At 39.9% G+C, this 13,577-nt stretch carries 11 protein-coding genes; all 11 read right to left on the bottom strand.

The genetic code is table 11. The features are described from left to right. Positions 1 to 38 precede the first annotated feature (38 nt). Complete coding sequence (fabG, locus tag FBQ94_RS02560) at positions 39 to 782, bottom strand: 3-oxoacyl-[acyl-carrier-protein] reductase (protein ID WP_007222277.1); 744 nt, start codon at positions 780 to 782, stop codon at positions 39 to 41. A 71-nt stretch (positions 783 to 853) separates the two neighbouring features. Continuing rightward, positions 854 to 1,660 (bottom strand): enoyl-CoA hydratase/isomerase family protein, encoded by an 807-nt coding sequence (locus FBQ94_RS02565; RefSeq protein WP_007222276.1) that lies wholly within the window; start codon positions 1,658 to 1,660, stop codon positions 854 to 856. A 57-nt stretch (positions 1,661 to 1,717) separates the two neighbouring features. Next, positions 1,718 to 3,739 carry an oxidoreductase gene (locus FBQ94_RS02570; RefSeq protein WP_007222275.1) on the bottom strand — a complete coding sequence of 674 codons (2,022 nt, stop codon included), beginning with the start codon at positions 3,737 to 3,739 and terminating at the stop codon, positions 1,718 to 1,720. Beyond that, positions 3,736 to 4,965 carry a beta-ketoacyl-[acyl-carrier-protein] synthase family protein gene (locus tag FBQ94_RS02575; protein WP_007222274.1) on the bottom strand — a complete coding sequence of 410 codons (1,230 nt, stop codon included), beginning with the start codon at positions 4,963 to 4,965 and terminating at the stop codon, positions 3,736 to 3,738. Before FBQ94_RS02575 ends, FBQ94_RS02570 begins: the two co-directional genes overlap by 4 nt. A 13-nt stretch (positions 4,966 to 4,978) precedes the next feature. Further along, a complete protein-coding gene (locus FBQ94_RS02580; protein WP_285441967.1) occupies positions 4,979 to 6,184 on the bottom strand; it encodes a beta-ketoacyl-[acyl-carrier-protein] synthase family protein in 1,206 nt (401 codons plus the stop codon). Positions 6,185 to 6,278: 94 nt separating this feature from the next. Next, complete coding sequence (locus tag FBQ94_RS02585; protein ID WP_007222272.1) at positions 6,279 to 6,932, bottom strand: DUF8196 domain-containing protein; 654 nt, start codon at positions 6,930 to 6,932, stop codon at positions 6,279 to 6,281. Positions 6,933 to 7,117: 185 nt separating this feature from the next. Continuing rightward, entirely contained in the window at positions 7,118 to 8,596 is a 1,479-nt protein-coding gene (locus FBQ94_RS02590; RefSeq protein ID WP_007222271.1) for a B12-binding domain-containing radical SAM protein, read from the bottom strand. A 90-nt stretch (positions 8,597 to 8,686) separates the two neighbouring features. Beyond that, the gene (gene acpS / locus FBQ94_RS02595; protein WP_007222270.1) at positions 8,687 to 9,064 is read right to left on the bottom strand and encodes a holo-ACP synthase; all 378 of its coding nucleotides are present in this window, start codon (positions 9,062 to 9,064) and stop codon (positions 8,687 to 8,689) included. A 1,108-nt stretch (positions 9,065 to 10,172) separates the two neighbouring features. Then, positions 10,173 to 11,198 carry a sensor domain-containing diguanylate cyclase gene (locus FBQ94_RS02600; protein WP_007222268.1) on the bottom strand — a complete coding sequence of 342 codons (1,026 nt, stop codon included), beginning with the start codon at positions 11,196 to 11,198 and terminating at the stop codon, positions 10,173 to 10,175. 355 nt (positions 11,199 to 11,553) lie between these two features. Beyond that, positions 11,554 to 11,832, bottom strand: coding sequence for a hypothetical protein (locus tag FBQ94_RS02605; RefSeq protein ID WP_007222267.1), 279 nt, complete (start codon positions 11,830 to 11,832; stop codon positions 11,554 to 11,556). Between the two features lie 335 nt (positions 11,833 to 12,167). Beyond that, complete coding sequence (locus tag FBQ94_RS02610) at positions 12,168 to 13,325, bottom strand: HD domain-containing phosphohydrolase (RefSeq protein ID WP_007222266.1); 1,158 nt, start codon at positions 13,323 to 13,325, stop codon at positions 12,168 to 12,170. Positions 13,326 to 13,577 lie beyond the last annotated feature (252 nt).

Here is a 13,577-nt window from a genome sequence, read left to right on the forward strand (position 1 = left end):
TAACGTTTCCTGCAGGAATCAGGACTCCCATTCTCTTTCTACATTGCTAAACCGCCATCGACGCTAATTACATGACCAGTAATGTATTTAGCATGGTCTGATAACAGGAAAATCGCCGCTTTGGCAACATCATCAGGTGTGCCAAATCTTCTTACCGGAATCATCTCAATCATTTTATCCTTATATTCCTGAGGCAAAACTGCCGTCATGTCTGTTTCAATAAAGCCGCAGGCTATCGCATTTACCGTAATATTTGCCTTCCCCACCTCTTTGGCAAGGGCCTTGGTAAATCCTATCATACCAGCCTTGGAGGAAGAATAGTTTACCTGACCTGCTATTCCCGTTATTCCACTTACTGAGGTTATATTCAGGATGCTACCTGATTTTTGCTTGATCATCTGGGTAATCACCGATTTAGAAAAATTATAAACACTTTTGAGATTGGTATTGATAACATCATCCCAATCATTCTCTGCCATTAAAGCGAGGAGTTTATCACGGGTAATACCGGCATTATTTACCAGGAAATCAATCTTTCCAAATCTATCCTTCACTTCTTTTACCATATTCTTAGCGCCTTCAAAACTGGCTGCATTTACCTGGAAAGAAATGGCCTTTGCACCCATCGATTCAATTTCCTTTACCAGAAGATGGGCAGCATCGGTATTTTTATTGTAGTTAAAGGCTATGTTGCAGCCGTTTTTTGCCAGTTCTAATGCGATTGACTTGCCTATACCCCGGGTACCACCCGTAACAATTGCTACGGTATCCTTGAACTCCATAATTACCTCCTTTTGATTAGTTCGTTTCTCTATAAGGTAAAAAACATGGGAAGCGCTTTCAAAAATATGCCTTATTTACCCTTATTCGAAAATTTTAATCGCATCATCTCTGCAAAGAGACCCACCTCATATTCGATACCTTTCAGGATATCGTTCTCTCCCGCAAAATTGATACATTTCTTCATCTCTTTGAGCGCCCTTGCATCTCGTTCTAACAACGTTTCTGCCAAAACTATGGCATGGTTTATAACCTCTTTATGAGGTGAAATTTGATTAACGAGACCCCATTCCAAAGCGGTCTCAGCACGGATCATCTTTCCTAAAAACAGCATCTCCTTAGCACGCGCCATACCGATATAACGGGGCAAACGCTGTGTACCTCCAAGACCGGGAATAATACTCAGTTCAGGTTTTGCCTCTGGCAGGCTGAAAAAGGAAAGTTCAGACGCAATACGCAGGTCACACAGCATAGCAAGCTCTAAACCAGCGCCGATCGTAACTCCGTTTATGGCAGCAATAACAGGCTTTTTACAATTTTCAATCTCCACAAACATCTCATGAGCGCGATGAAACCGTTCATAGTTCTTATCAGCTACAAGACCCGATATCCAGGTGCCAAAGAGCTCATCACGGTCAGCGCCGTCACTAAAGACGCCCCTTAGTTTACTGGCAATAATAATAGCGCCCACTCTTTCATCACCCTCATACTGATCCATCTTATCATAGAGGGCATCCAGAAGCCATGAGCCTATAGAGTTTCGTGGAGGTTTTTTCAGATAAATAATACCGATGGCCTTACCATTATGAGCCCTGATTTCTTCGGATTCAATGTGATCATAACCGGAGTTATCACCACGATTCATGCGGATATCTTTCATTGTCAAAACCTTTATTGTTATCTATGCTTGTCTGTGTCTATCCGGGGTAAAAACGTGTTATATCTTTAAGGCAACTTCAAAACCTTCGTGAATAGCTTCTAATGCAGTGCGAACCTTAACGCAATCACCAATACAATATATCTCCGGAAACTTTCCTTCTATCTGCTTTTGCATAGCGTTATAAGGACTGTACCCGACAGCAATAATAACGGTATCGGCCCTGATAAAATAATCTTTTCCGCCCTTTTCATAAACGACGCCTTCCGTTTTTCTGCCATTTTCGCCATTATTTATTATTTCCTTCACCCGCACTTCTGTTATTTCTTTTACCCCAGCGTCTTTTAACTCATTGAGAATAACCCATCGTGTGGAAATACCAAATCCGCCACCTATTTTCTTTTTCATTTCCAGAATGGTGATATCCTTACTTCCCCTGGTAGTGTATTCAATGACATCCCTGTCGCTGAGCACCTTGTGTTTTAGCAGAAAACAAGCCACATCAGGCCTCATTGTTCCCTGTTTGGCTATGTGCAGCGCCACCTCACATCCTACAGTTCCACCGCCAAGTATGACCACGTCCTTTCCCGATAAAACTTTTCCCTCCAGTATAGTACTTGCTGTATACACCTGTTTCCCTTTTATACCGGGAAGATCAGGCATGACAGGATATCCACCTGTGGCTACAACTATGGCATCGGGTTGTTCCTCCTGTAACATTTGTAAATCAGCCTCTTTTCCGGTTTTTATATGTACCTTAAGCCTGAAAATCTGTTTTTCCAGGTAGGTAATAATATTTTGTATTTCTTCACGTCCCGGAGGAATAAAGGCATACCGTAATTGACCGCCCAGATGTTTTTTCCTCTCATACAAGGTAACCCTGTGTCCCCGTAATGCCAAAACACGGGCAGCTTCCATACCGGCAGGTCCCCCGCCTATGACCACCACCTTTTTCGGTTTGCTTGATGGAATTATTTTATACTCACCTTCATGCCCTGCCATTGCATTATACGTACAGGAAACGGATTTAAAATTCAGCAAAGAATCAAAGCAACCCTGATTACAGGCAATGCATGTTCTGATATCATCAAATTGCCCGTTTTTATATTTATTCGGCAGATCAGGGTCTACGATGAGTGGTCTGCCAAGGGATACCATGTCTGCCTGCTCATTGTCTAAGACCTCTTCGGCCAGGGTAAGATCGTTTATTCTGACTGAGGCAATTACCGGAACTTTTACGCATGATTTGATTCTTTGTGAAAGAAAGGTATAAGCCATCCGTGGAATAATCATTGATAGGATAGGCGTTCTGCTCTCATGCCAGCCAGGAGATACGTTAAAGGCATCAGCGCCTGATTGCTCTAACATCCGGGCAATTTCCAGACTCTCATCTATTTTGAGTCCCTCCGCAACAAGATCATCTCCTGACATCCGAAAGATGATAGGGTAGTCCTTCCCAACGGCTTCTTTTATGGCGATTATTATTTCCCTGGCAAAACGAACCCTGTTTTCAAGACTTCCACCATACCCATCATCACGCTTATTGGTAGCCTTTGAAAGGAATTGATTAATGAGGTATCCCATACCACCGTGAAGCTCCACGGCATCAAAGCCGGCCTTCTTTGCCCTTACGGTTGCGCTGACATAATTACCGATAACTGTTTTAATCTCTGAGACTGTCAGGGCATGCGGTTCCTGTTTGATACTTCTGTGCACCAGGGGAGAGGGAGAAACAGGCTGCATTTTTGTAAAGAAGGATGAGGCGCTGCGGCCACCGTGAAGCAACTGAGCGGCGATACGCACCTGATAGGCATGAACAGTATCGGTTAATCTTCGTAATCCCGGAATAAGCTCATCCTTGTCTAATCCAATAATACTCTTCCAAACCTTACCATTCATTTCCGGATAACAACCACCTACAACAATGAGGCCAACACCGCCTTTGGCACGATCCTCATAAAAACGAACAATCCGGTCATTCACTGTACCGTCAGAAGTAAATCCCAAATCCATAGCAGACATGATTATCCTGTTTTTTACTGTCATCTGACCGACAGGTATTTCTTCAAACAGTTTGCTCATAATTTACTTATCACCAAACATGAATTATTTCCATCGTAATCCATGGTGTTTACCAGTGCATTTTGAATTTCTTTCCTGACGGGATTCTGCAGGATAAGATTTAGATTAACTTTCGGGTCTTTTTCGTTGTGATTGATGATGTGAGGTATTGTGCCGGTATGTATAGACATGACAGTAGAAATAAACTGAGCAGCACCTGCGGCGCCATAAGATTCACCCATATTCGATTTTATTGCCGAGACAGGAATATCATTGCCCTTTGAGCCATAAAAGGATTGGATTGCCTGTGCTTCAATAGCATCCTGCATCTTGCATCCATTTGCATTTGCGCTGATAAGATCAATAGTTTCTTTCTGAATATCTGCTTCCTCCAAGGCGCTGTACATAGCCCTTTCAACACGGCGCGCCCTTTCCTCTTTCGAATAATTTTTACCACCTACAAAGGTATTTCCAAAGCCTCTTACTTCTGCGTAGATAGGCGCTCCCCTGTCCAGAGCATGCTGAAGCTCTTCGAGAATAACCACATAACTGCCTTCAGACATTACAAAACCATTCCTTTTATTATCGAAGGGTAAACCAGCCTCCTTTGTGCCATCGAGACCTGATAAGAGACCTCGCAGATAAAATATGAGATACAGATCGATAGAAATCTGCTCGACCCCGCCCGCAATAATAACTTTGGCCATATCTCGCTGAATTATACCATATGCATTCCCTATCGCATCCGCGCTTGATGTGAAACCTGCTGATATAGTCCGTGCAAGTCCCTTTATCTTAAAGGTAACAGAAACGTAGTTAATTGAAGAATTTAATGCAACATCATAGCTGACCATCGGCGATAATTCTGAAGGATTATTTCTGATAATCTCATAGAAATAATCTGTTGTTTCAGAAAAATTGCCTAAAGACGATCCAACAACCACACCCATTTGATCCGATAAAGAACTATCCTGCGGTAACTTTGCATCATCAAGCGCCATCTTCGTGGCCGATCCTAAGAACCTTGTGCCTTTATGCAAGTACTTCAAACCTTTATTGCCAAGATAGATTTCGGGACGAAGGTCTCTAACCTCTCCGCCAAGCTTGCATGTATATGGTGAGAGATCAAGAGATGTCATTGGCGCAATGCCCAATTTTCCCTCTACGAGGTTATTCCAAAAATCATCTTTGGTAAATCCAAGAGGTGATACAATCCCTATTCCTGTAACTACGACCCTTCGTTTCATAAGTATGTGAAGACTATTCTATTTTACTGAATATCGTGGTAGCATTATTACCACCAAAGGCAAATGAGTTATTTAAAACATGCTTAACGGTTAACTCCCGCGCCCTGTTAGGTATATAATCAAGGTCACACTCCGGATCAGGTGTATGGTAATGAATTGTTGGAGGCAATATTCCGTATCGTAATGCAAGGCAGCATATAACAGATTCTACAGCACTCGCTGCACCCATAAGATGACCTATCATGGATTTTGTGGAACTGCAGGGAATGTTATAAGCATGATCCCTGAACAAGTGCTTTATAGCAATAGTCTCCGCCTTATCATTATGTGGCGTACCCGTACCATGTGCATTGATATAGCCGATATCAGACGGAGAAAGCCTTGCCATTTTTAGCGCATCACCCATACATTTTACAGCACCTTCACCCTCCGGATGAGGCGCTGTCATATGGAATCCATCACAGCTTAATCCATAACCCGCCATTTCAGCAATAATAACCGCCCCCCTTTTCCTGGCAAATTCATAACGTTCCATGATCAAGATACCGGCTCCTTCTCCGATCATAAGTCCTTGCCTGTTTTTATCAAAGGGCTGACAATGCTCAGGAGCAAGCGCTTTGAGATTATGGAAATGAGTAAATTCCGTTTGAGGGATCATATCCCCTCCGCCAACCATTACAACATCTACCTTATTCTCTATAAGAAGGTCGTAAGCCCAGGCAATGGCATGATTACCTGAAGAACAGGCATTCAGCGAGACCATGGTAGGCCCCTCAAAGTGAAAATATTGAGCGAGGATATTCGTAATAGAATTCGGAGGATAAACAGCAGCAACAATCTTATCAAAACCGTTATCTTTTTTTGAGGTATGTAATCGTAAAAGTCTTTCATGAGGTGTTAATTCAGCAGCTAAGGTTCCCATAGCAATACCAAAACGTTCCTTATTGAAGCTGCTCTTATCATGCGACAAACCGCTTTCCTGTAATGCCTCCCGGGCTGCATAATAAACATATTTATGGATGGTGTTTTCCTTTATTTGATTCTCTAATTCAACATCCAGATGAAAATCCTTTACCTCACAAGAACGGTGAACCTTGTACTGGGAGGTATCGAACGACTTCATCTCATTAGCTCCATCGCAGCCATGGATAAAGGATTCCCAACTTTTTTGAACACCTATCCCAACAGGGGTAACCAGTCCTAATCCGGTAATTACCACTTTTGACTTATTTTTTTCAGTAATCAGAAACAATACCTCATTTGAATATTTTTAAAATTGATGCGTATCTATCAAAAGGAGATTGCCCGTTATATCAAATATGGGGATTCAATAACTCCATACCATCATCCTTCATAGCCATGGCGTAAATTTTCACTTTGGTAAGATACGTTACCACATTTTCCGGAATATAAAGGGAAGAAAATATAGGAATTATTCTTTTTCCTTTATACTCGGGAAAGTAATCGTAAACCTCTTTCAGTACCTCGGTAAATTCGTTGATGTAATCAATACTTGGTGAAGATTTAGTTTCGTTTATAAGTATCTTATCATCGTATACAGCGATTATATCAAACTCCCTGCTTCTTGATTTATCCTTTGAATTTCTTTTCGTTACCCTTAACCCAAAAAATTCCGCATCTTCGCATTGAAAGTATTCTTGTGCAATCCGTGGGATATTGGGCGCTACGATATCTTCTACCACCGTCCCCATTTTATTGGCAATTTCACCCCACTTTTTGTTCATATTTCTCCTATCTTCCCTCATTTCATCCTTAAATTCCTTCATCTCGTCTTTGAATTCCTTCATTTCATCTTTAAACTCCTTCATCTCATCTTTAAACTCTTTCACCTCTCCCTTGAATTCCCGAATTTCTCTTTCGGTCTGCATCTGAGCATTGCCGATATTTTTAATATATTCTTCAAGTACCCTCTCGAGATTATCAACCCTATCCTTTGTAGATGGCATAACCTATGCTCCATTCTTGTCCGTGCGCTATTTTCTATAATTATGAACGCTGCTGATGTATCTATTCTAACTGGTAAAACAACAGAGGTCAACGTATTCACCCATCTCCCGTGGATACGTTGACCTGTTAATTGTTAATATAACGTAAAAAGACCATGAGAATAAGCTTCCATCATTGACAGGTTTTATGATGGGACCTCAATTGGCGTCAATGATGTCTTTTTCCCTTGTCTTTCCGATTCATTATAGAGCTTCAGGACCTCATCGTAAAATCCCGATGCCTGCAATTCTTTTAAATTTTGGATCAAGTGTTGATACACGTTCTGCCAATCTAAATTGACCCTGAATGCAAACATAGCGGCATTCATATTCTTGCTCAACACGTCCTTAGCATTCTGGAATCTTTGTCGTAACACCTCCGTAGCATAAATTTTATCATAGAGATACTGAAAGCCATCAATAAGCTCCTGGAGAGACATATTCTTGAGGATATAGGTAAGGTGATGAGATGTATAGTACTTCCAATCCTCAGGAAAATTTGTCCGAAAAAGTCTATTATCACTTTTTAACCTATGATAAAGCGGTGTGTTAATAAATGGGCATAAAATACCGCACGTCATAACATCTACATGAGAATCTAAAACAAAATCAGCAACTTGCTTAAATGTCTCAGGCGTATCGGCATCGTTTCCGAAAACCATAGTCCCCCATACAGCAAGACCATGTTTACGGATGTTAGCAATTGCCTCGAAGTACTTCTCTATTGAGATACGCAAATTCACATTTTTATTCATGGTTTTCAGGGCTTCTTCGTTGATAGATTCAATTCCGATAAGCACCCCAACGCATCCGCTCTTGACCATATATTCAAGGGTTTCATCATCCGAGTAAATATTAAGAGAGGTAAAACCAAACCAATTTTGATAAATACCTCTTTCCACCATACCCTTGAAAAGTGCACGAACACGCTCGTTGGATTTTTTACTATGGCCATAAAAGTTTTCATCCGTTAATATCAGGCCACGATATTGACCCTTAATGGATTCTAATTCATCCAGGACATCTTCAATAGGCCTTTCCCGATATTTTTTACCCTGAAACTGAGGGACAGAACAAAACTCGCAACTAAACGGACATCCGGCCGTCGTTATGATGCCTGAATATCTATATTTGTATTTATTCTTCAAATATTCCCTATCGGACCTCAGATCACGATAAAGCTCCATGGGTGTCAGATCACCATCGTATCTCTTTTGAAGAACACCATTTTCAAAATCAGCCAGTATCTTTTCCCAGGTTGTTATAGCCTCTCTGGTAACAACACAATCTACATATTTTGCAACCTCTTCCGGATAGCTCGTAGCATGAATTCCACCCATAATGACAGGTATGCCTTTTTTTTTGCAGGCAGTAGCTATTTGGTAGGCGCGATGAGCCTGATAACTTACCGATGTAATACCCACCAGATCTGCCCCACTGAAAGTAATATTCCCTGCGCTATCAATAGCAAGCTCCTGGGTCTCATCAATAATATCAACCTGCCAATGCTGCGGCGTCAACCTCTTAAGATAACCGAGATTCACCGGCATCTGATTTAGCACAGAAACATTTTCTTCCCCAACATTTCCAACCGGATGAGGATTAATCAGTACGAGTTTTTTCATGAAAGTTCCCTCTGGTGTTAGTAGGTATTGTCAAAACTTATCTATAAAAATCACACCGATACCCTTTATACTTCTCCCTGTTTGAGATTTTCACATACTCCCCGGCACTAATAATACCTGAGCAATAGCATAATCCCGGCAATGGGATACTGATACAGAAATATTGTTAATATTCTTTTTGTTTGCCAGTTCTTTTACACTTCCATAAAGGTTCAAATACGGTTTTCCCATTTCGTCGTTCAACAACTCAATGTCTGTCCATTTCATAGCGCCTATCCAGCCTGTCCCTAATGCCTTGAATACAGCCTCTTTGGTAGCAAAGCGTGCTGCAAAATGCTGATATTTATTCTTTTTTTGATTACAGTATTCTACTTCTTTTTCCGTATAAATTTTCCTCAAAAAACCCTCATTAGAAGAAAATAACCTTTCAATACGTTTTATTTCTATTATATCAATGCCAATGTACATACGTATTCCATGCAATAATGGGAATTATTGTAACTACTTATCATACAAGTATCTGTTACTGAGAAAACGGCATTTTACAAGTTTACAAAATTAATGTCAATGACAATTTCAACTGCTTAAAATCCTCCCGTAGTGCATTCTCTATAATCATGCAGCTCTTCAGGCTTGCATTATTATTATGGAACCTGATATTCGAACGATAATCTGATCTTGGAAATCCCGGCATGAGGAAGAAAAGCGGAAGAAAAACGGGAATGGAGTCTGGATTCCCGATACAGACATTCGGGAATGACAAATGTTTAGGAAATTCAATTGTATAGGAAAAACTTTTAGGTTTGCTATCCCTGAAAAAAAAGTATTTCCCTGGAAAAAGAGTAATATGTGTTCATGCACCCCTCTAATCCCCCCTAACCCCCCTTTAAAAAAGAGGGGAAAGGAGGAAAGATTTCCTCTTGAGAAAAGTTTGTCTGATCAAACATATCAAACTTTTCCCCATTTTCTAAAGGGAGACTAAGGGAGATTATGCATTTCCCCCTTTTCTAAAGGGGGACCAAGGGGGATTATGGGTGATTTGTTATTCTTCACCGTTTCCACATGTTAGCTTGATGCATATGCCCCTAACCTCCCCTTTAAAAACTTATCTTTACCCACAAGTCAAAAAAGAGGTAAGTTTGAGTAGTGCGATAAGACGAAACAGGATGGCACGGACAAACCATGTCCCCGTATGTCTTGAACACGGGGATCTTTTGTCCGTGTTGTTTGAATACATCCGTAGATAGGGAATACACCACACTGACAAACAGAGTTTGTCAGTGCCACCCTGTTCTTCCTTTGGAACGAGAATATCTGCCCACTTATCGCTTACTTCTTATGGAATATAGGGTGTACGAAAGAGAAAGATGTGGGTAAATGATAAGCTAGAAAAGGGGGGAACGAGAGATTTCCCCTTTTTCTAAAGGGGGATTATGGATGGTTTGTTATTCTTCACCGTTTCCTCATGTTAGCTTGATGCATATGGAGTTCATTCCTCTGGAGAGACGCACAATCTTGCGCCTCCACGTTTTGTGCTCCCCTTAGTGTTTTGAAGATACGGATACCGTTATTCTTTTTAAACAGTCTTACAAGTTTGAATACAGCAAACTCTATTTCTTCCCGATCGCTTGGCCTCGTAAAGGGCTTTATCTGCCTGGCTTATTATTTCTTCTTTATTAAGTGTACTATCTGTAAAAGAGCTGACTCCAACACTGATGCTCAATGCTGCATTTATATTCCTTTCTTTATCCTCTATAGTATGTTTAGACACGGCCTCCCGTAATCTTTCAGCAAAGTCCATAGCACCCTTTATATCTACATCGGGAAGAATAACAAGAAACTCCTCACCTCCATATCGGGAAACTATATCGGTAGAGCGTATCATATTGAGTAAAAAGGAGGAAAAATGTACGAGTACTTTATCTCCAAAGGGATGACCATAGAGATCATTGATATTTTTAAAATAATCTATATCGATCATTAAACATGAGAGAGATTTTTGATATCTTTTTGCCCTGTTGAATTCAATTTCCATTACATGAAAAGTATGACGCCGATTATATAAATTCGTTAAACTATCCTTAATAGAAAGTTCTTGTAATTTCCTATTAGACTCGAGGAGTTTAAACTCCGTACACTTTCTTTCAGTAATATCCCGGATAATACCGGTAAAAAAATATCGATTATCAACCATGCATGCCGATACAGATAACTCTATGGGAAATTCAATACCATCCTTCTTTAAACCAACTAACTCTATGGTTTGTCCCATAATCCTTGTTAGCCCTGTATTTATGTACTTCGTCATACCTATTTGATATTTTAGCCGATATCGTTCAGGCATAAGGATAGTAATATCGCAACCAATGATCTCTTCCTGATATCCAAACATCTTTTTTGCTGCAGGGTTACAATAAACAATACACCCTTCCTGATTTGCCGATATAATAGCATCTACAAATGTTTCAACAAGGGCATAATGATTTACTTTCATCTTCATATGATTTGGCGCTATATTTAACACTTTATTCACAACTCTTATTTTTTTATAGTTCTCAAGCAGTTTCATTGCATCTTTCATTAATCTTGTATATTTCTTCAAACAGACACCAAACACAAGATATCATGCAAAATTATTTTTAATGCTGTATAACATTGCCATCCCATCATTAGCAATGTACTTGCCAGGAAATGCCTTATGTGAAAATTTTTATAAGAATAATATATAACTATTTAAAATATAACTTATTACACTACATATATTTAGTTTATTGTAGTATCCCTTTTCCATAAAGAGAAATTTTCACTTGTACTGCCTGTATGTTATTCATACTGTTTTACTTATAAATTATCATAAGTATTCTAAAATAAAATCTTTATATGCATATTTATCTGTTTTTAAATCATACAGCACTGTATGTATAGCATACATTTTGCTTTGCCAAATTAGCTACTTTTTACATCTCAGTATACCGCCTTAATTCCCTGGACTGATTTGATATGTCTTTGATATATTTCTCACCAAGGTTTACTGCTGCGTCGTATTCTGATTTTTTAAAACACAGTTGACACTCAATATAATTATCCGCCTGCCGCAAATTAGGCAAAACACCGCTTTCATTCATGCGTATTCCTAATTCCGGGGATTGTGTAACTATTTGAAAATTACTCGTAAATACTTTAAATTTTTTGATATTACCACAGTTTGGACATACAAAGAATTTATTGGTTCTCATGTACTATTATCCTCTTTCGAAGGTACTCCAGACTTTAAACTTGTGTTACAAAATACGACGATACCGAACGTTCTGATCCGCCCGGTACACTGTCAATAGAATTCATGATAATACGGTTTGTATCGGTTCAACTGCATGGGGCTGTGTCATTGCGAGGGGTATTGTCCGAAGTAATCCTTTAGACATTTCAAAAGAGATTGCTTCGGGAAATACCCCTCGCAATGACATGTTTAAGGTTCCGTATGTTCCCTACATTTGCATACAACCCAAGATCAACTTTCGCTACATTTTGTACTTATCTGTGTTAATCTGTGTCCCGCTATTAGACAACAAAATTATCTCCTCAATAAAACATCGTCGAGAAGTTTTACATTTGAGTATAATTCCTGTTCAAAGGTAAATCCTTTTTCATGAAAAACAGTCAGACAGGCGTTCACCACATTAAAATCGTAAAGAATGCCCTTGTTTCGGGAGATCTCCTCCAGCGCATTATCCAGACCAAAGGTTGACCGATAAGGACGAGGAAAGGATATCGCCTCTACAACATCGGCCACACTTAAAATCTTGGCTTCCAAAAGTATATCTTTACTTGTCAGACGCATAGGATATCCGGAACCATCAATTCTTTCATGATGCTGAAGCACAATTTGAGCAACAGGGGAAGGAAATTCTATTTCTCTTACTATATCATAGCCTACCCTCGAATGAGCCTTAAGCACATTCAACTCGCTCTCGGTAAGCTGCTCAACTTTTCCAAGGATCTCTGCCGGCACAGACACTTTTCCTATATCATGGAGAGCGGCTGCCAAACAGATACTATCAACCCTGTCCTTTAAAAGACCCATCTCTTCTGCTATACATCGGGCAAGCCGGGTTACACGTTTTTGGTGATCAACCGCAAAGATGTCTTTCGACTCAATCGCAGAGGCAAGGATATGAATAATTATCCTTAAAGACCTCTGTAACTTCTCAATATCTTGTTTGAATTCCGCCTCTATCCGTTTGTGATCGTTCATTTCTTCTGTTAATTCTTCATTTATCTTCATAAGTTTTGTTGAATGTTCAACTACCCGTTTTTCTAAAGATTTGTTAAGTGCTTTCAACTCTTCTTCGCGTTCCTTACGAAGGGTAATATCTCTGGCAATACCAGCAACTCCAATTATATTTCCCCTCTCATCTGTCAAAAGAGAATTTTTATACTCACAGAATACTTTTGTATTTCTAAAATAGATTTCATAGTGTGGGCTCTCCCCCTGAAGCGTTCTTGTATAAGTATCCAGTGCCTTTTTTATATCATCTTCTTCAAAAAGGGACGTGAATGGTTTTCCAAAGAATTCTTCCGCTTTATGTCCTGTCAGCTTCTCAAATACTTTGTTTACAAATACAATATTTCCCTCTGTATCATAGATATACGCAAGGTCATTCAAGCCAGCGAGCAATAGCCTTGCCTGTTCATTTTCAGTCAATGTATAAATAAATTTTGATATCTCCAATCTGAAATCTCCAATATACAAAACAGGACAATAAAGGTATTTTTCTTACCGGAACTTTGATAATCTACCAGTATCATACGCTTAATAACAAATAAACTAGACCTTCGGCGACCTTTTCCCCTCCCTTGATGGGAGGGGCCAGGGGAGGGTGGTTGTCCTTTTCCTTCACCCCCACCTAACCTCCCCCCTCAAGGGGGAGGAACTCTTTGTTTGAATTTCCTATGCATTAAATTAGGTCTTTGGCGACTTTTA

The sequence above is a fragment of the Candidatus Jettenia sp. AMX1 genome (genome assembly GCF_030263775.1).
In the GTDB taxonomy this organism is placed as follows: domain Bacteria; phylum Planctomycetota; class Brocadiia; order Brocadiales; family Brocadiaceae; genus Jettenia; species Jettenia caeni.

Excerpts from the sequence above, each read along its gene's own strand:
- acpS (WP_007222270.1), bottom strand. The coding sequence starts at position 9,064 with ATGTACATTGGCATTGATATAATAGAAATAAAACGTATTGAAAGGTTA.
- FBQ94_RS02575 (WP_007222274.1), bottom strand. The coding sequence starts at position 4,965 with ATGAAACGAAGGGTCGTAGTTACAGGAATAGGGATTGTATCACCTCTT.
- FBQ94_RS02605 (WP_007222267.1), bottom strand. The coding sequence starts at position 11,832 with ATGAGAACCAATAAATTCTTTGTATGTCCAAACTGTGGTAATATCAAA.
- FBQ94_RS02590 (WP_007222271.1), bottom strand. The coding sequence starts at position 8,596 with ATGAAAAAACTCGTACTGATTAATCCTCATCCGGTTGGAAATGTTGGG.
- FBQ94_RS02585 (WP_007222272.1), bottom strand. The coding sequence starts at position 6,932 with ATGCCATCTACAAAGGATAGGGTTGATAATCTCGAGAGGGTACTTGAA.
- fabG (WP_007222277.1), bottom strand. The coding sequence starts at position 782 with ATGGAGTTCAAGGATACCGTAGCAATTGTTACGGGTGGTACCCGGGGT.
- FBQ94_RS02565 (WP_007222276.1), bottom strand. The coding sequence starts at position 1,660 with ATGAAAGATATCCGCATGAATCGTGGTGATAACTCCGGTTATGATCAC.
- FBQ94_RS02570 (WP_007222275.1), bottom strand. The coding sequence starts at position 3,739 with ATGAGCAAACTGTTTGAAGAAATACCTGTCGGTCAGATGACAGTAAAA.